Origin of the sequence: Tepidiforma sp. (assembly GCF_034433535.1) — a bacterium.
Lineage (GTDB): Bacteria > Chloroflexota > Dehalococcoidia > Tepidiformales > Tepidiformaceae > Tepidiforma.
In genome coordinates, this window is sequence record NZ_DAOUAO010000199.1 from 1 (window position 1) to 16,905 (window position 16,905).

Here is a 16,905-nt window from a genome sequence, read left to right on the forward strand (position 1 = left end):
CGAGCGCATCGCCCGCCGCCAGCGCACCGCCCTCCCCGCCTGGGCCATCGACCGCCTCGCCGCCTGCAACGCACCCTCCGTCCGCCTCCTCCTCGGCGCCGTCAACCAGGCCATCGCCCTCCAGCGCGCCGCCCGCCTCGACCTTGCCAGCCTCGATACCGCGGTCGCACGCATCGCCATCAGCCAGGCCGCCGGCCGCGACCCCGACGCCGAACTCCTCGAGCGCATCGCCCGCCACTTCCAGGTCGACCTCTCAGCCCTCACCGGCTCAAGTCGCTCCGCCACGCTCACGCCCGCCCGGGCGGTCGCCGTGGCCCTCCTGCAGCGGCAGGGGCGCTCCCTCTCCCGCATCGGCGAACTCCTCGGCGGCCGCCACAAGAGCACCATCAGCGACCTCGCCCGCCGCGGCGCCCGGATCCTTGCCGAACAGCCCGACCTTCCCGGGCGTCTCTCCGCCTGACACCCTGATCAGCCCGCGCCCGCCCGTCGTAGATCCCGGCATGGACGACGCCCGCACCGGCGATGCCGCCCTCCTCGCCGCCGTGGCTCGCGGCGACGAAGCTGCCCTCGCCGCCCTCTACGACCGCTACGCCCGCCAGTGCTACGCCTTCGCCCTGCGCATCCTGGGCTCCGAGCAGGATGCCGAAGAAGCCCTCCAGGAGACCTTCCTCCGCGCCTGGCGCGGCGCCCGCGAGTACGACCCCGCACGCTCCCCCGTGCTGCCCTGGCTCCTTGCCATCACCCGCAACCTCTGCATCGATGAGCTCCGGCGCCGGCGCCGACGACAGCCCGCCGCGGCCCTCGAGGATGCCCCTGAGCCTGTGGCCCCCGATCGCACCGACCTCGAAACCCAGCGCACCATCGACGCCGCCGCCGTCCGCGCGGCCCTCGCCGCCCTCCCCGGCGAGCAGCGCAGCGCCATCGAGCTGGTCTACTTCCACGGCCTCACCAGCGGCGAAGTCGGTCGTCTCCTCGGGGTGCCCGCGCCCACTGTCCGCAGCCGCCTCCGCCTCGGCCTCCTCCGCCTCGGCGCCATCCTCACCCCCGGCGAGGTCCGCTCATGAGCGAAACGCTCCACCCCATCGACCTCCTCCCCGAGCTCGCCCTCGGCGTGCTGCCCGAAGCGGAAGCCCGGCGCATCCGCACCCACCTCGCTGCCTGCGCCGGCTGCCGCGAAGAGTTCGAAGCGCTCGAAGCCGCCGCATCCCTGCTCCCGCTGGCCGCCGACGCCCCCGAGCTGCCCGCCGGCGTGCGCGCTGCGGTGCTCACCGCCATCCGCCGGGAAACGCCGCCGCGCACCATCCGCTGGCGCCGGCCGGCCTTCGCCCTCGCCGCCGCTGCCGCCCTCGTTGGGCTCGCACTCGGGGCACTCCTGACCGCGCTCGTCCTGCCCCGCAACGGCGGCTCCGACCCGCGCGGTGAAGCCCTCCTCGCCGCCGCTGCCCGCGGCGAAGCACTCCGCGCCGCGGCCGCCGCCGATGGCATCGCCGCCAGCCTGCTCGTGGACCCCGCCTCCGGTCTCGCCTTCGCCGTTCTCGAAGGTCTCCCCGACCCCGGCCCCGGCCGCACCTACCAGGCCTGGCTGATTGGGTCCGCCGGCCCCCGCTCCGCCGGCCTCATCCGCTCCGCCGGCGCGTACTGGCTCGAACCCTCGCCCGGGAACGCGGCCGCGGCCTTCGCCATCACCAGCGAGCCCGCCGGCGGCTCCGCGGCGCCCACCGGCGACCCCCTCATCATCGTCCCCATCGGCCAGGCCGCGGCCCGACCCGTCGCGCGCTGAGCCGGTCAGAACGCCAGCACTACCCGCCGGAACCGTTCCACATACCGCCCATCCTCCGAGCGCCAGCGCTCCCGCGCGAACGCAGCAAGGTCGGCTCCCGGCCCGAACTGGGACGCGTGTGCCTCGAGCGCCCGGACCTTGCGCTCCACCACCGCCGAGATGTCCACCTCAAAGTTCGGCGTGTTCGAATTCCAGAGCAGCAGCTCGCCCACCTTCCACGGCTCCAGCCCTTCGGCCACCTGCTCAGGGAAGTTCAGGTGGTCCCGCGCTGCCGGGTACACCGCATCCAGCGCCGCCGCACCCGTCACCCGGTGGTCCACGTGGTTGATGAAGCTATCCCGGATGATGAAGTCCGTCGGGTCATGCGTCAGCACCAGCCCGGGCCGCGTCTCGCGAATCGCCCGTACCAGCGCCCCCACCAGCTCGCGCGAATAATTCAGCTCCCCGTCTTCATAGCCCAGCATCCGCAGCGACGCTGCACCCAGCCGGCGGCAGGCCTCGAACTGCTCCTCTCTGCGCATGGCGATCAGCCGTTCCCGCGGCATCGCGCGGTCCTCCGTCCCTTTGGCGCCATTCGTCGTTACCACCCAGTGCACCGCCCAGCCCGCATCCGCGAGCATCGCCGCGTACCCGCCGCAGCCGAACTCACCGTCATCCGGGTGGGCCGCGATCACCAGCGCAGTCGGCATACCGTCCCCCTGCACGAGCTCCGCCCATCATCCTTGCAGCCCCTGCCCGCTCTGCGCCACCCGGCGCCTGTTCCGAACACCGTTGACGATAACCCCGGCGCTTTGTTACCGTGCCAGCGAACATCCGTTCGGCAGGCGTCCATGAACCAGCTCTCCCCCCGCCAGCAGCAAATTCTCGATTTCATCCGCACCTTCCTCGAGGAGCACGAGTATCCGCCCTCCATCCGCGACATCCAGGAAGGCTGCGGCATCTCCAGCACTTCGGTCGTCGATTACAACCTCCGCAAGCTCGAAGAAAAGGGATGCATCCGTCGCGACCGTGAAATCTCCCGCGGCATCGAAATCCTCGGGCCGCGCGGCCGCCGCCCCCGCATCGTCGAAGTCCCCCTCCTCGGCACCATCGCCGCCGGTCAGCCCATTCCCGTGCCTGCCGCCGATACCTGGCACGCCCAGGCCGAAGAAACCCTCGCCGTCACCGAAGACATCGTCCGCGGCAAGACCAACGTCTTCGCCCTCCGCGTGCGCGGAAAATCGATGATCGAAGACCTCATCGACGATGGCGACATCGTCTTCCTCGAACCCACGCGCACCGCCGATGACGGCGACCGCGTCGCCGTCTGGCTCAAAGACCGCGGCGAGGTCACCCTCAAGCGCATCTACCGCGAGAACGGCCGCATCCGGCTCCAGCCCGCCAACGCCACCATGCAGCCCATCTACACCGACCCCGACAACGTCGAGATCCAGGGCCGCTTTATCTCCTCTCTCCGCCCGAGCGATTAGACTGGCAGCAACCAGTTCGCGCCGCTCGCCGGCCGCCCGGCAGGTCTCCATGCCCCAGCCCCTGCTCGAGGTCATCGACCTCGACGTCCAGTACCGCACCCGCGACGGCGCCGTCCACGCCCTGAGCGGCGTCAGTCTCCGCCTCGAACCCGGCCAGGTGCTCGCTGTCGTCGGCGAATCCGGCTCCGGCAAGACCACCCTCGCCAGCGCCATCCCGCGGCTCCTGCCCCAGCAGGCGGCCGTCTCCGGCGCCGTCCGCTTCCAGGGCACCGACCTCCTCCAGCTCCCCGAACGCGACCTCCGCCCCTACCGCGGGCGCCGCATCGCCATGGTCTTCCAGGACCCCATCGCCGGCCTCAACCCCGTCCTCGACATCGGCAGCCAGGTCGCCGAGATCCTCACCTCCCACCTCCCCCTCGGCCGCCGCGAAGCGCGCGAGCGCGCCATCGACATCCTCGCCTCCGTCGGCCTCCACGACCCCGAGCGCATCGCCCGGGCCTACCCCTTCCAGCTCTCCGGCGGCATGTGCCAGCGGGTCATGATTGCCATCGCCACCGCCCTAGACCCCGACCTCCTCATTGCCGATGAGCCGACGAGCGCCCTCGACGTCACCGTCCAGGCACAGATCCTCGCCCAGCTCGAAACCCTGCGCGAGCGGCGCGGCACCGCCATCCTGCTCATCACCCACGACTTCGGCGTGGTGGCCCGCATCGCCGATGCCGTCGCCGTCATGTACGCCGGGCGCATCGTCGAGGAGGGGCCGGTCCGCGACCTCCTGCGCAGCCCGCTCCACCCCTACAGCCGTGCGCTGCTCGACACGCTGCCCCGCCTTGACGCGCCCCGCGAGGCGCTCCACCAGATCCCCGGCCACCCGCCCGACCTCGCGACCCCCGCGGAGCGCTGCCCCTACCTGCCCCGCTGCAGCAAGGCGCTCAGCCGCTGCCGGCAGGAGCCCGCGCCCGGCCTTGAGCAACCGGGGGGTGCGACCCACCGCGTCGCCTGCTACAACCCGGTCTGGCAGGACCTGCCAACCGCCTGACCCGGCTCAGCGCGCCCGCGCCGCCTCCGCTCGACCCCGGGCAGGTGCCGGCGCCAGGCCGGCCAGCCGCGCCATGGCCACTTCGAGCGCCAGGTCCTCTTCGAGCTCGTTCGCCTTGAACGCCCGGTCCGCCTCCACCAGCGTCGCCAGCGCCTCCCGCACCCCGGCCGTGCCGTGCCGCCGCGCGCGCTGGATCGCCGCCCGTTTCAGCCCTTCGAAGCGGGCGACCCCGCCAAGGTGCCGGTCGACCTCCGCGTCCGGCGCGCCCTCCTCCAGCAGACCGGCCAGTACCCCGAGGAAGCGATAGCGTTCAAACAGCGCCCCAAAGATCGCCTGCTGCGATTCCCCGCGCGCTCGCCGCCGGCGAAGCATCTCCAGCGCCGTCCCGAGGTCCCCGTCCATCAGCGCATCAACCATGCGGAAGTGGTCGGGCTCCCGCTCGCCCGCGCAGACGCGCATCGCATCGAGCACGGTCACCTCCTTTCCCCCGGCCCAGAGCGCCAGCTTCTCCAGCTCGTTCGCAATCAGCAGCGTGTTGCCCCCCAGCAGCGAGGCCAGGTACTCCGCGGGGTCGGTTTCGGGTGGCACCTCCTCGCCCGGCTCCAGCGCCGAGACCGGCGGCGCGCCGCCCCGGAAGCGGATGCCCCGCAGCGCGGCCTCCTCGCGGATGAATCGCACCCGGTCGGCCTGTTTCGCCAGCGCCGGGTAATGCTCGACCGTTACCCCCGGGGCCTTCTTCAGCGCCTGAACCAGCGAGTTCTGCTCCGTCACCTGGCGCACCTGCTGTTCCGCAAGAAACGGCCGCCCCAGCAGCACCACGGTGGTCGTCTCCGGCGCCCCCGACAGCTGCTCCGCGAGCTCCCCCCACTCCCCGGGCCGGCGGCTCCCGCTCCCGCCGCGCGCTTCGAACCGCGCCAGCAGGTGATCCACCACCACCAGCCGCCGCGGCGCGAGGAACGGCGGCGCCATCGCCGGCCCAACAACGTCGGCCGGCTTTGCCTGGCGTCCATCGACCTCCGCCAGGTTGTGCACCAGCATCCCGGTCCCGCCGTCCGCCTCCTCGCGCAGCTCCCGCAGCCGGCGGCGGATGGTCAGCTCGTCACCCCCGAACAGCAGCAGGATCGCCGCGCCCATCCGTCGCCCGCCCGGCCCTTACCGCTCAGCCTGGAGCGCGTACTCCAGCGCGTCAGCCAGCGCCAGCCAGCTCGCCTCGATGATGTCCGTCGAGGAGCCCACCGTCGTCCAGTAGCGCGTCCCGTCGGTGCTCTCGATCAGCACCCGCACCCGCGCCCCCGTCGCCGACTGGCTGTCGAGGATGCGCACCTTGTAGTCGACCAGCTTCACCTGCTCCAGCTGCGGGAAGACCGGGTTCAGCGCCTTGCGCACCGCCCCGTCGAGCGCATTCACCGGGCCGTTCCCCTCGTGCGCCGTGTGCTGCACCTGCCCGTTGATGTTCAGCTTTACCATCGCCTCGGCCAGCATCTCGTTGCCGCCGTCCCCCGTGCGCGCTCTGCGCCGTTCCACCACCACAAAGTCCTCCAGTTCGAACGGCGGCCTGTAGCCCGGCAGGTTCCGCCGCACCAGCATCTCGAAGCTCGCCTCCGCGCCCTCATACTGGTAGCCCTGCGCCTCGCGCTCCTTCACCACCTCGAGCAGCCGCCTGATTTCGTCCTGTGAGAGGAAGTCCAGCCCGACCTCCTTGAGCTTCATCAGCAGGTTCCGCTGCCCCGAAAGCTCCGAGACCAGCACCCGCGAGTGGTTGCCCACCAGCGCCGGGTCGATGTGCTGGTACGAGCGTTCGTCCTTCATCACACCGGCGGCGTGGTAACCCGCCTTGTGTGCGAAGGCCGATGCCCCGACATACGGCGCCTGCGGGTTCGGCGCCATGTTCGCCAGCTCGGCCACGTAGTTCGCCACCTCCGTCAGCCGCGCCAGCTGTTCATCCTCCACCACGTCGATGCCCATCTTCAGCTTCAGGTTGGCGAGGATCGTCAGGATGTCCGCGTTGCCGCAGCGCTCACCGTAGCCGTTCACGCAGCCCTGCACCTGCCAGACGCCCGCCTCCACCGCCAGCAGCGAGTTCGCCACCGCCAGCCCCGCATCGTTGTGCAGGTGGATGCCGAGCCGCACATCTCGCACCCGCTGCTGCACCGCCTCGATCGCGGCCAGCATCCGCCGGGTCGTCATGCCCCCGTTCGTGTCGCACAGCACCAGCGCGTCAGCGCCCGCCCGCGCGGCGGTCACCAGGCACTGCAGCGAGTAGTCCGGGTCGCCATAGAAGCCGTCGAAGAAATGCTCGGCATCGAAGAAGACGGTCTTCCCCAGCTTTTTGAAGTAGCTGATCGTGTCCGCGATCATCGCCAGGTTCTCTTCCGGCGTCGTCTCGAGGATGTCGGTTACCTGGTACAGGCTCGCCTTCCCCACCAGCGTGACACCCGGCGTATCCGCTGCCACCAGGCTCTGGATGTTGGCATCGAGCTCACAGGTCAGGTTCGGCTTGCGCGTCCCGCCGAAGGCGCTCACCTTCGCGTTCCGCAGCTTCACCTCCTTCAGACGCCGGAAGTACTCCGCATCCTTCGGGTTCGAACCGGGGAAACCTCCCTCGATCCATTCGAGGCCGAGCTCGTCGAGTTTCTTCGTGATGCGGATCTTGTCCTCGACCGAAAGCGAAATGCCCTCCATCTGCGAACCGTCGCGGAGGGTGGTGTCGTACAGCTGTACGCGGTCAGTCGGCATGGCAAACCTCTTCTCTGCAGGCGAAACCGGGGGACATCAGGGGGAACGGTACAACGCGGTCGGCCGGAAGGGCGGACCCTAAATCGCAGCCCCGCGCGATTGACGCGGGGTTGTTCTCACCAGCTGGCAGGATGCCGAATTCACGCTCCCCATCCTAGCATCCGCAAGCCAATCCTGGCATCAGCAACCGTTCGCGTCTCCCGCACCCCTCAGGCAACGAACGCGTTCACCGCCCGCTCCAGCTCGTCGAGGTCGAACGGCTTCGCCAGCACCGTCGCGACGCGCCGCGTGCGCGGGTCATCCGCCCCCAGCACACCCTCTCCGGTCATCAGCACCACCGGCGGCCTACCCTCCCCCTGCTGCGTCTCGATGGCCGCGACCACCCGCATCCCGTCACCGTCCGCGAGGTGCAGGTCCAGCAGCACCAGGTCGAACCGCTCCGATTCCAGCAGCGCCACCGCCTCGGCTGCCGAAGTCACCGCGGTCACTTCGTGGCCGTTGTTCACCAGCACCTGCCGGATCAGCCGCGAGATGGTTCGTTCGTCTTCCGCAAGCAGGATTTTCATGCCGGTCGGCTGCTTTCGCCGCCCTGCGCCCGGTGCAGCGGGAGGACCACCCCGAACTGCACCGCGCGGTCGCGACGATCGCAGTGTACGGAGCCCCCCATCGCGACGACAAGTTGTCGCGATCGGAAAAATGCGAAGCCCGCATCTGCCTGGATCGGCCGCTGCGGCCCCTCCAGCGTCCCGCTTTCGAACCACAGCCGAACGCTGCCCTCGGCGCGCTCGGTTCGCAGCCGCACCACCCCGCTCCCGTCCCCGATGCGATTCGCCGAGCGTGCGAAGCCGGCCAGCGCCCGGACCAGCCGGGCCGCATCCCACGGTCCCGCGACGGCGTCCACCGCATCGCACTCCAGCCGCGGCGCCTGCCCCAGCAGCTCCGTCGCCGCTGCCACGGCCGCCGGCAGCTCGCACGGCCCCGTCGAAAGCGCCACTTTTCCCCGTTCAAGCCGGGAGAGCTCCTGCAGGTCATCCGCCAGCGTCTGCAGGTCGTCGATCGAGACCGTCAGCATCTCGGCCAGCTCCCGGTCCAGCCGCAGCTCCCCCTCTGCCCCCGCCCGTCGCGCGAGTTCAAGCACCATCCGGATAGAGGTCAGCGGCGTGCGAATCTCATGTGCGAACGCCCCCAGCGCCTCGCGACGCATGGCCTCCACGTCGTCAACCCGGGTGTCGTCGTCGGTCATCGGCAGGTACGTTTCCGCCGCGGTGTGGCCGCCTCAGCGGCGGCGCTCCCGGGGCTCCAGAAGCGTAACCGCGAGCCCACCCTTCGCGTCAACCTGCTCCCGGGCGGCCACCGCCTGCTCCTCCGCGTGGTACGAACTGCGCACCAGCGGGCCGGCCTCGACGTGACGGAAGCCCATGCCCAGCGCGAGCTCCTTCAGCTCGGCGAACTCCCCCGGCTCCCAGTAGCGCTCGACCGGCAGGTGCGCCGGCGTCGGGCGCAGGTACTGCCCCACTGTCAGGATGTCCACCCCCGCCGCCGCAAGGTCGCGGAAAACGGCCTCAAGCTCCGACCGCGTCTCGCCCAGCCCCACCATCAGCCCGCTCTTCGTCAGCACCCCGGGGTCCAGCTCTTTCGCACGCCGGAGCAGCGCCAGCGAACGCTCGTACACCGCCTGCGGACGAACCCGCCGGTACAGGCGCGGCACCGTCTCCGTGTTGTGGTTCAGGATTTCCGGCCTCGCCTCCAGGACCGTCGCCAGCGCCGCCTCGTCGCCCTTGAAATCCGGGATCAGCACCTCGAACGTGGTCCCCGGCGAGAGTCGCCGCCCCCAGCGGATCGTCTCCGCGAACATCCGCGCCCCCCCGTCCGGCAGTTCATCCCGGTTGACGCTGGTGATGACCGCGTGCCGCAGCCCCATCTTCTGGATGGCCAGCGCTACCCGCCGCGGCTCGTCGGTATCCAGCACACCCGGCCGCCCGGTCTTGACCGCGCAGAACCCGCACGACCGCGTGCAGGTATCGCCGAGGATCATGAACGTCGCCGTCCCCCGGCTCCAGCACTCCCCAATATTCGGGCAGCGGGCCTCCTCGCAGACCGTGTGCAGCTCGCTGCCGTGCATCAGCTCGACCAGCTCGGCGTACCGCCCGCCTGCCGGGAAGCGGACCTTCAGCCACGGCGGCCGTGTGCCAGGTTCCACCGTCATGCCTCGAGCGTAGCATCCCCTGCAAGCCCCTGCCGCTGCCCGACTTACGGTGTAGCCGCCGCCGCTTCCTCCACCGCATCGATGCGCGCGTCCACCCCGCGGTACCAGTCCCGGTACTCGGAAACGTTGCGGGTGCGCACGGCTTCCCTCCCTCCCTCTGTATGCGCGATGAGCGCATCCAGGGCGGCATCCACCCGCGCCTTCCAGGCCTCCAGCCGCGGCGGCGGCGTCAGACCCCGCAGCTCCCGCGCAAGGCAGAGGGTCGCGTCCGCATACCGCGCGAAATCCGGCCGGAACGCATCCCGCCGGGAGAACGTGTCCGAGGGGTAGCTCTCGCGCAGCCGCTCCCGGAGCGCGGCCAGCTCAGCGGCCCCGTTCCGGATGCGCGCCAGCATCGCCGGCACTGAAGCCGTGCCCGGGGTCGCCCGGCTGGTCGGCACTGCCGCCGGCGACGGGCAGGCAGCCGGCTCGGGAAAGTTCGCATCCGGCGTCCCACAGCCCGCAGCCAGCAGCCCGGCGATGCTCGCCGCGAGCACCGCCCGCTTCACGCTCCCACCTCCCGCAGCCAGCGTGCCGCCGCCCGGACCGCCTTCGCCCGGTGGCTGATGGCGTCCTTCTCCTCGTCGCTGAACTCCGCCTGCGTGCGAACGCGCCCATCCCGCTGCCCCTCTGCCGGGATGAACACCGGGTCGTAGCCGAACCCTCGCTCTCCCCGCGGCGCCTCAGCGATGGTACCCTCCTCCACCCCCTCGAACAGCGCCGGCTCCCGTCCCGCCGTCCCGGGCCACGCCACCGCCACCACCGCCCGGTAGCGCGCCATCCGCAGCTCCGCCGGGACGCCCTTGAGCCGCTCGAGCAGCAGCGCCGTTCGCCCCGCGTCGTCCAGCCCCGGCCCGCCGAAGCGCGCCGAGTGCATCCCCGGCCCGCCCCCCAGCGCATCGACCTCGATGCCCGAATCATCGGCAAGCGCGGGCATCCCGGCAGCGTCGGCGTACGCCTGCGCCTTCTTCAGCGCGTTCTCGGCGTAGCTGGCCCCATCCTCCTCCACCTCCAGCCGCAGGCCGAGCTCCGCCGGCGTGACCGCCGCGACACCCAGCGGCTCCAGCAGCCGCCGAAATTCGCGCACCTTCCCCGGGTTGTTCGTCGCCAGGACCACGCGCAGCGCCGCACCGTCCGTCGTCACGCCAAGAGTGTCGCCCGCGTCACCCGGGGCGAGCAATCCGGCCCCGCCCTGTGGTAAAGTCGCGCCCGCGAAATTTCGCACGAGGCAAACAACCATGCGCGCGATGGTCCTCCGCGGCACCACGCTCTCCATTCAAGAACGCCCCACCCCCGAGCCGGGCCCCGGCCAGGTCCTCGCCCGCGTCCTCGCCTGCGGCATCTGCGGCTCCGACCTCCACGCCGCAAAGTTCCTCGACGGCATGATCGCCGCCGCCCGCCGCACCGGCTCGACCGCATGGGACGAGTCGATCCTCGAGTCCGGCATCATCATGGGCCACGAATTCGTGGCCGAAGTGGTCAAACCCGGCCCCGGCGCTGAGGCCTGGACCCCCGGCACCCGGGTCACCTCCATCCCCGTCATGATCGACCCCGCCGCGCCCAACGGCATCGCCGCCATCGGCTACAGCGCCACCTACCCCGGGGCCTACGGCGACTATGTCCTTATGAGCGCTCCGCTCCTCCTCCGCGTCCCCGATGGGCTGCCCGATACCGTCGCCGCGACCACCGAGCCCTGCGCCGTCGGGCTCCACGCCGTCCGCCAGGCCGGCATCCAGCCCGGCGAGCCCGCCCTCGTCCTCGGCGCCGGGCCCATCGGCCTGATGACGCTCCTCTGGCTCAAGCACGAAGGCGTCCCCCACGTTGCCGTCTCCGAGCTCTCCGCAGAGCGCCGTGAACTGGCCAGCCGCCTCGGCGCCGATCTCGTCATCGACCCCCGCAGCCAGCCCCTCGCCGAGACCCTCCAGCAGGCCACCGGCCGTCCCGCCCCCTCCCTCGTCTTCGAATGCATCGGCGTCCCCGGGACCCTCCAGCTCGCGATGGACCTCGCCGATCGCTCCGGGCGCGTCGTCGTCGTCGGCGCCTGCATGGAGGAGGACCGCATCCTCCCCCTCGTTGGCATCAACAAGCAGCTCACCCTCAAATTTGTCCTCGGCTACACCCCCGAGGAGTACGCCGAGACCCTCCAGGCGCTCGGCAGCGGCGCGATCGATACCTCCCCGATGATCACCCGCACCGTCTCGCTCGATGAGCTGCCCGCTGCCTTTACCGCCCTCGCCGACCCCCGCGACTGCAAGGTTGTGCTCATCCCCGGCAGCCGCTGAAGACCCCGCAGCGGCCCATCCGCAGCCGCCCGCGCCCGCAGGGGACATCCCTGCTAGGCTACGCCTTCCCACGTGGACGACGTTTCGCTCATCACGTCGATCGCCATCGCTCTCGGCCTGGCGGCCATGGGCGGCTTTCTCGCGCGCCTTGCCCGGCTCTCTCCCGTTGTCGGCTACCTCGCCGCCGGGCTCCTTATCTCCCCGGCGACCCCCGGCTACACCGCCGACCCCGCCGCCATGCAGCAGCTCGCCAACCTCGGCGTCATCTTCCTCATGTTCGGCGTCGGGCTCCACTTCAACCTCCGCGACCTCCTCGCCGTCCGGGCCATCGCCATTCCCGGCGCCATCATCCAGGTCTGCGCCGCCACCGCCTTCGGCACCGGCATCGGCCTCGCCTTCCACCTCCCCTGGCGCGAAGCCCTCGTCCTCGGCCTCGCCATCAGCATCGCCTCCACCATCATCCTCATCCGCACCCTCGAAGACCGCGGCCTCATGGGCACCATTCACGCCCGGGTCGTCATCGGCTGGCTCATCGCCCAGGACATCATCACCGTCGTCGTCCTCGCCATGATTCCCTCGCTCGCTCACGAGGGGAACGGGCTCGAATGGAAGCCCGTCGCCTTCGCGGCCCTCCGCGCCGCCGTCTTCGTGGTCATCATGCTCGGCTTTGGCGCACGCCTCCTCCCCCGCCTCCTCTCCCTCGTGGCCCGCACCGGCTCCCGCGAGCTCTTCGTCCTCGCCTTCGTCGCCGCTGCCCTCGGCATCGCCACCAGCGCCGCCGCCTTTGGCCTCTCCATCGCCCTCGGCGCCTTCATCGCCGGCGTTGCTGTCTCCGAAACCGAAACCTCCCACCAGGTCGCCGCCGATGTCGTCCCCCTCCGCGACGCCTTCGCAGTCCTCTTCTTCGTCTCCGTCGGCCTACTCCTCGACCCCGACGTCGTCCGCGCCAACAAGGGCCTCTTCCTCGCCATCCTCCTCTCGGTCCTCTTCGTCAATGCCGCGATCGCCTTCGTCACGGCCGCGGTCTTCCCCTTCCCCGGCCGCACGGCCCTCGTCGTCGGCGCCGGGCTCGGCCAGCTCGGCGAGTTCACCTTCATCGTCGGCTCCGAGGGCGTGCGCGAAGGACTCATGACCGAAGAGACCTACGCGATCATCCTCGCGGTCGCCGCCATTTCCATCGTCGTCAACCCCTTCGCCTTCCGGACGATCGACGCCATCGAATCCGTCCTCCGCCGTCTCGGCCCCATCTGGCGCTTCGTCGACCGCCAGGGCGAAATCCCCGAGCCCGAAATCCCGCGCTCCGACCACGTCGTCATCGTCGGCTACGGCCGCGTCGGCGAACTCACCGGCCACGCCCTCAGCCAGCTCGGCATCCCCTTCGCCGTGGTCGAAATCGACCTCGACCGCGCCCGAGCCCTCAACGCGGCCGGCATCCCGACCATCTGGGGCGATGCCGGCACCCGCGAGGTGCTCGAACGCACCGGCATCGAACACGCCCACGCCGTCGTCATCACCGTCCCCGAAGAGAGCTCCGCCTTCGTCGCCACCGCCGCAGCCCGCGCCCTCAACCCCGCCGTCCCGATTCTCGTTCGCGCCCGGGCCGGCGGCGAAATTCGCCCCCTCCGCGAGCTGGGCGCTAACGAAGTCATCGTCCCCGAGTACGAAGGCGGCCTCGAAATGATGCGTCAGGCCCTCGTCTATCTCGGCTTCGACCCCCAGGAGGCGCTCCACCTCTCGAACGCCGTGCGCGATATCCACTACCAGGCCGAGGCATTCGACCACCCGATCTGACCCGTGCCCGCCAACACGCAGCGGGGCCCGGCCAGCTCGGCCGGGCCCCGCGGATTGGGCGCTGAAGCAGCCGTTACTCGATCTCGACGACCGCGCCTGCCTCGGTCAGCTTCGCCTTGATCGACTCCGCCTCCTCCTTGCTGACCCCCTCCTTCACCTTGGTCGGCGCCGCCTCCACGAGGTCCTTCGCCTCCTTCAGGCCCAGGCCGCTGACCACCTCGCGGATCGCCTTGATGACGTTGATCTTGTTGTCGCCGAAGCTCTTCAGGACAACGTTGAACTCGCTCTTCTCATCCTCGGCGGCAGCCGCTGCCGGGGCAGCGCCGGCGGCCGGCGCCGCGCCAGCGGCGACCACCGTCGGGGCCGCCGCCGTGATGCCGAACTCCTGCTCGATCGCCTTGTTCAGGTCGCGCAGCTCGAGGATCGTCATCCCCTTGATCAGTTCCAGCACTTCTTCGACTTTCGAAGCCATTCCCGTGTTCTCCTTGTGCAGTTTCGTGGCGCCGGCGGCCTCAGGCCGATTCCAGCTGGTTCGCCCGGGCCTCGATCAGCCCGGCAAAGTTCCGAATGCTCGCCTGCAGCAGCCCCGCAAAGCCGTAGAGCGGCGCCTGCAGCTTCCCGACCACGTCCGCCAGCAGCTGCTCCTTCGGCGGCATCGTAGCCAGGCTCTCGACCTCCGCACGGGTCAGCACCCGGCCTTCCAGCCAGCCCCCGTGCACCTCGATGTTCAGGCGCTTGCTGCGCAGGTGCTCCGTGAAGGCCTTCACCGGCGCAATCGGGTCATCGAACCCGAACGTCAGCGCCGTCGGCCCCTTCAGGATCTGGGCCAGCTCCTCCCGGCCCGCTTCCTTCGCCGCCATCGCAGCAAGCGTGTTCTTGACGACCTTCACTTCCGCACCGGCCGGCCGAAGTGCCCGGCGCAGCTCCGTGATCTGTGCGACCGTCAGCCCACGATAGTCGGCGCTGATCGCGATCGAAGCCCGCTCCATCCGGGACTTGATCTCCGCCAGCATCGCGACCTTCCGTGGAGTCGGCATACCCTACCTCCAGCGTCCTTCTGGTGGCCGGCTTCCCGGCCGGGGGCTCCACCTGCCGACCGCAACAAAAAACCCTGCCGCCTTGGCAGGGAACACCAAACCGCCGGCCGCTCGCGCGGCCCGCGCTTCGTCTCACTGCCTCGGCAGGCGCCTTTCGGCATTCTCCCCACGCCCCGTGGGGCGTGTCGCATTGGGACCTGCGGTCTCAGGCTCTTCGATTCTCCCCATACCCTATCGGCATCCCCCGCCACGCGCAAATCCCCCGCCGCGCGTATCCTGATCGCTATGCTGGAGCTGACACGACGCCTCGCTGAGGCCGCCCGCGGCGGCGAACCCGCCCTCCTCGCCGTCCTCGTCGAGCCCGCCGGCCGCCCGCTCCAGCCCGGCGCCCGACTCCTCGTCGAGCCCTCCGGCGCAACCCTCGGCTCCCTCGGCGACCCCGCCCTCGATGCGGCTATCGCACGCGCCGCACCCGACCTCTTTGCCCGCCACGGCGCCCGCACGGTCTACATCGAGGGCGAAGCGCTCCACGAACGCCACCGCGATGACCTGCCCGCCGTCTACCTCGAGGTCGTCGAGTCCCGGCCCACCTTCCTTGTCGTCGGCGCCGGCCACATCGGCCGGGCGCTCGCCCGCCTCGCGGACTTCCTCGGCTACCGCGTCGTCGTCCTCGACGACCGCCCCGACTACGCCGACCCCGCCCGCATCCCCGGGGCCGATGAGGTCATCTGCGATGACTTCGAAGCGGCCCTCGACCGCTTCCCCATCGGTCCCTCTACGACCATCGTCCTCGTCACCCGCGGCCACAAACAGGATGAGCTCTCGCTCAGGCGCTGCCTTGGCCGCGGCGCCGCCTACCTCGGCATGATCGGCTCCCGCAGGCGCACCACCGCCGTCCTCGACCATCTCCGCGCCGAGGGCTTCCCGGAAGGAGAACTCGCCCGCGTTCGCACTCCCATCGGTCTCGATATCGGCGCCGAAACCCCCGAGGAGATCGCCGTCAGCATCATCGCCGAGGTCATCCTGCTCAAAAGGGGCGGCACCGGGGCACCGATGTACTACCGCGCCCGCCGCAACCCTACTCCAGCCTCCCGCTGACCGCCCCCCGCCGCTGCAGCTCGGCCCGCAGGTCCAGCAGCGCCGTATAGGTCGGCACCACGAACACCGTGTCGCCCTCCCGCGTGCCGGCCAGCACCGCATCAAGCAGCCGACCGGGCTCGCGCTCCACCGCCAGCGGCCGGGGCCACCCGGCATAGTCCAGCCGCAGCGCCAGGTCCTCCGCCCGGTCGCCGCCTGCCCAGCAGCGCCCCACCCTGCCTGCCGCGAGTTCGTAGTCGACATCCCAAATCCAGCTCACATCCTGCCCATCCGCGAACCGGTCGTTCAGCAGCCCGGCCACCGCCAGCCCGCCCTCCCCGGCCTCCCCGGCGATCGCCCGCAACAGCAGCAGCACCTGGTTCGCGCCCGCCGGGTTCTTGGCCAGCAGCAACACCAGCCGCCGCCCGTCGAGGCGCACGACCTCCTGCCGGCCGAAGGCGGCCTGCGTCTGCGCCAGCCCGGCGAGGATTGCCGCATCGGGGAGCCCCAGCACCCGCGCGGCCGCGATGGCCGCCAGCGCGTTCTCGACGTTGTACAGGCCGGTCAGGCCCAGCTCCGGGCGGCCCAGCCCCTCGACCGTGAAGGTGGCCCGTTCCAGCCCCAGCCGAATCTCCCGGGCCGCCGTGCCGGGTGTCGGCCTCGCCCGCCCGCAGCCGCCGCAGCGCCACCAGCCGACATGCGCGAAAAAGCGCAGATCATAGACATAATCTCCGCCGCACCGGCACCAGCGGGCATCGCTCGCCCCGGCTTCGCCCGCCGCCGCCAATGCGTCCTCGACGCCGTACCACGCCACTCCGCCCGGCCATCCCTCCGCCAGCTCGGCCACCGATGGGTCGTCGGCGTTGAGCACCAGCACCGCGTCGCGCGGCGCTGCGGCCAGCCCCTGGCGCCAGAGCGCCGCCACCGTGTCCACCTCCCCGTAGCGGTCGAGCTGGTCGCGAAACAGGTTCGTGAAGACCATCACCGAAGGCGCCAGCGCCCGCACAGCCCCCGGGAACGTTGCCTCATCGGTTTCGAACAGCCCGGTCAGCCCTTCCGCACCGGGGATGCGCCCCCGCCAGTCGGCCTGCGCGACCAGCGTGCTCGCGAAGCCGCGCAGCAGGTTGCTGCCCTCGCGGTTGTGCACAAATCCCCGCCCCGCCGCCTCCAGCATGCCCGCGAGCAGCCGGCTCGTGGTCGTCTTCCCGTTCGTGCCGGTCACGAGGACCCTGCCCGCGCCAAGGGTTCGCCCCAGCAGCTCGACCACCCGCGGTTCGACGCGCTCCGCCACCAGCCCGGGCAGCGCAGTCCCGCTCCCTCGCCGCGCGAGACGCGTGGCCCTGCCCGCCAGCCTGCCCCCGACCACCGCGGCCGCCAGCCGCACCGAAGTCATGGCCCCATCTTCGCGCCGCGGGGGGCCCCGCGAAAGCTCAGGCCCCCGCCCGCCCC

The 16,905-nt window shown here is 71.1% G+C and carries 19 protein-coding genes; 8 read left to right on the top strand and 11 right to left on the bottom strand.

Annotated elements, in window-relative coordinates:
- The 3 genes from VAE46_RS10300 to VAE46_RS10310 all read left to right on the top strand — a co-directional run.
- Positions 1 to 460, top strand: a 460-nt coding sequence (locus VAE46_RS10300; RefSeq protein WP_322796851.1) for a helix-turn-helix domain-containing protein, incomplete at its 5' end; no start/stop codon positions are given.
- Between the two features lie 40 nt (positions 461 to 500).
- Positions 501 to 1,064, top strand: coding sequence for an RNA polymerase sigma factor (locus VAE46_RS10305; RefSeq protein WP_322796852.1), 564 nt, complete (start codon positions 501 to 503; stop codon positions 1,062 to 1,064).
- Positions 1,061 to 1,780 (top strand): anti-sigma factor, encoded by a 720-nt coding sequence (locus VAE46_RS10310; RefSeq protein ID WP_322796853.1) that lies wholly within the window; start codon positions 1,061 to 1,063, stop codon positions 1,778 to 1,780. The genes VAE46_RS10305 and VAE46_RS10310 overlap by 4 nt, the downstream gene beginning before the upstream one ends.
- Before the next feature lie 5 nt (positions 1,781 to 1,785).
- Here the strand turns inward: VAE46_RS10310 and VAE46_RS10315 are convergent, their stop codons facing one another.
- Positions 1,786 to 2,469 carry a PIG-L deacetylase family protein gene (locus VAE46_RS10315; RefSeq protein ID WP_322796854.1) on the bottom strand — a complete coding sequence of 228 codons (684 nt, stop codon included), beginning with the start codon at positions 2,467 to 2,469 and terminating at the stop codon, positions 1,786 to 1,788.
- A gap of 141 nt (positions 2,470 to 2,610) precedes the next feature.
- Between VAE46_RS10315 and lexA the strand changes: the two genes are divergently transcribed.
- The gene (lexA, locus tag VAE46_RS10320; protein ID WP_322796855.1) at positions 2,611 to 3,249 is read left to right on the top strand and encodes a transcriptional repressor LexA; all 639 of its coding nucleotides are present in this window, start codon (positions 2,611 to 2,613) and stop codon (positions 3,247 to 3,249) included.
- A 49-nt stretch (positions 3,250 to 3,298) separates the two neighbouring features.
- The gene (locus VAE46_RS10325) at positions 3,299 to 4,288 is read left to right on the top strand and encodes an ABC transporter ATP-binding protein (protein ID WP_322796856.1); all 990 of its coding nucleotides are present in this window, start codon (positions 3,299 to 3,301) and stop codon (positions 4,286 to 4,288) included.
- Positions 4,289 to 4,294: 6 nt separating this feature from the next.
- Here VAE46_RS10325 and holA read toward each other — a convergent pair whose 3' ends face one another.
- From holA to rdgB, 7 genes are all read right to left on the bottom strand, one after another.
- Positions 4,295 to 5,422 (bottom strand): DNA polymerase III subunit delta, encoded by a 1,128-nt coding sequence (gene holA / locus VAE46_RS10330; RefSeq protein WP_322796857.1) that lies wholly within the window; start codon positions 5,420 to 5,422, stop codon positions 4,295 to 4,297.
- Positions 5,423 to 5,440: 18 nt separating this feature from the next.
- Positions 5,441 to 7,024 (bottom strand): citramalate synthase, encoded by a 1,584-nt coding sequence (cimA, locus tag VAE46_RS10335; RefSeq protein ID WP_322796858.1) that lies wholly within the window; start codon positions 7,022 to 7,024, stop codon positions 5,441 to 5,443.
- Between the two features lie 209 nt (positions 7,025 to 7,233).
- Positions 7,234 to 7,590, bottom strand: coding sequence for a response regulator (locus VAE46_RS10340; RefSeq protein WP_322796859.1), 357 nt, complete (start codon positions 7,588 to 7,590; stop codon positions 7,234 to 7,236).
- Positions 7,587 to 8,267 carry a sensor histidine kinase gene (locus VAE46_RS10345; protein ID WP_322796860.1) on the bottom strand — a complete coding sequence of 227 codons (681 nt, stop codon included), beginning with the start codon at positions 8,265 to 8,267 and terminating at the stop codon, positions 7,587 to 7,589. Before VAE46_RS10345 ends, VAE46_RS10340 begins: the two co-directional genes overlap by 4 nt.
- A gap of 33 nt (positions 8,268 to 8,300) precedes the next feature.
- Complete coding sequence (gene lipA / locus VAE46_RS10350) at positions 8,301 to 9,230, bottom strand: lipoyl synthase (RefSeq protein ID WP_322796861.1); 930 nt, start codon at positions 9,228 to 9,230, stop codon at positions 8,301 to 8,303.
- A 44-nt stretch (positions 9,231 to 9,274) separates the two neighbouring features.
- Positions 9,275 to 9,778 (bottom strand): hypothetical protein, encoded by a 504-nt coding sequence (locus VAE46_RS10355; protein ID WP_322796862.1) that lies wholly within the window; start codon positions 9,776 to 9,778, stop codon positions 9,275 to 9,277.
- Positions 9,775 to 10,413 carry an RdgB/HAM1 family non-canonical purine NTP pyrophosphatase gene (gene rdgB, locus VAE46_RS10360; protein ID WP_322796863.1) on the bottom strand — a complete coding sequence of 213 codons (639 nt, stop codon included), beginning with the start codon at positions 10,411 to 10,413 and terminating at the stop codon, positions 9,775 to 9,777. Before rdgB ends, VAE46_RS10355 begins: the two co-directional genes overlap by 4 nt.
- 94 nt (positions 10,414 to 10,507) lie before the next feature.
- Between rdgB and VAE46_RS10365 the strand changes: the two genes are divergently transcribed.
- Together VAE46_RS10365 and VAE46_RS10370 are read left to right on the top strand one after the other, a co-directional pair.
- Positions 10,508 to 11,551, top strand: a complete 1,044-nt coding sequence (locus VAE46_RS10365; RefSeq protein WP_322796864.1) for a zinc-binding dehydrogenase — start codon at positions 10,508 to 10,510, stop codon at positions 11,549 to 11,551.
- 72 nt (positions 11,552 to 11,623) lie between these two features.
- The gene (locus VAE46_RS10370; RefSeq protein WP_322796865.1) at positions 11,624 to 13,342 is read left to right on the top strand and encodes a cation:proton antiporter; all 1,719 of its coding nucleotides are present in this window, start codon (positions 11,624 to 11,626) and stop codon (positions 13,340 to 13,342) included.
- Positions 13,343 to 13,415: 73 nt separating this feature from the next.
- Here VAE46_RS10370 and rplL read toward each other — a convergent pair whose 3' ends face one another.
- Both rplL and rplJ read right to left on the bottom strand, forming a co-directional pair.
- Positions 13,416 to 13,814 (bottom strand): 50S ribosomal protein L7/L12, encoded by a 399-nt coding sequence (gene rplL, locus VAE46_RS10375; RefSeq protein WP_322796866.1) that lies wholly within the window; start codon positions 13,812 to 13,814, stop codon positions 13,416 to 13,418.
- 40 nt (positions 13,815 to 13,854) lie between these two features.
- Positions 13,855 to 14,379: a 50S ribosomal protein L10 gene (gene rplJ / locus VAE46_RS10380; RefSeq protein WP_322796867.1), complete on the bottom strand. Its 525-nt coding sequence runs from the start codon at positions 14,377 to 14,379 to the stop codon at positions 13,855 to 13,857.
- Positions 14,380 to 14,664: 285 nt separating this feature from the next.
- Between rplJ and VAE46_RS10385 the strand changes: the two genes are divergently transcribed.
- Positions 14,665 to 15,477, top strand: a complete 813-nt coding sequence (locus tag VAE46_RS10385) for an XdhC/CoxI family protein (protein WP_322796868.1) — start codon at positions 14,665 to 14,667, stop codon at positions 15,475 to 15,477.
- Here VAE46_RS10385 and VAE46_RS10390 read toward each other — a convergent pair.
- Positions 15,458 to 16,905: Mur ligase family protein (locus tag VAE46_RS10390; protein WP_322796869.1), on the bottom strand; the 1,448-nt coding region annotated here is incomplete at its 5' end. The two genes, VAE46_RS10385 and VAE46_RS10390, sit on opposite strands and share 20 nt — an antisense overlap.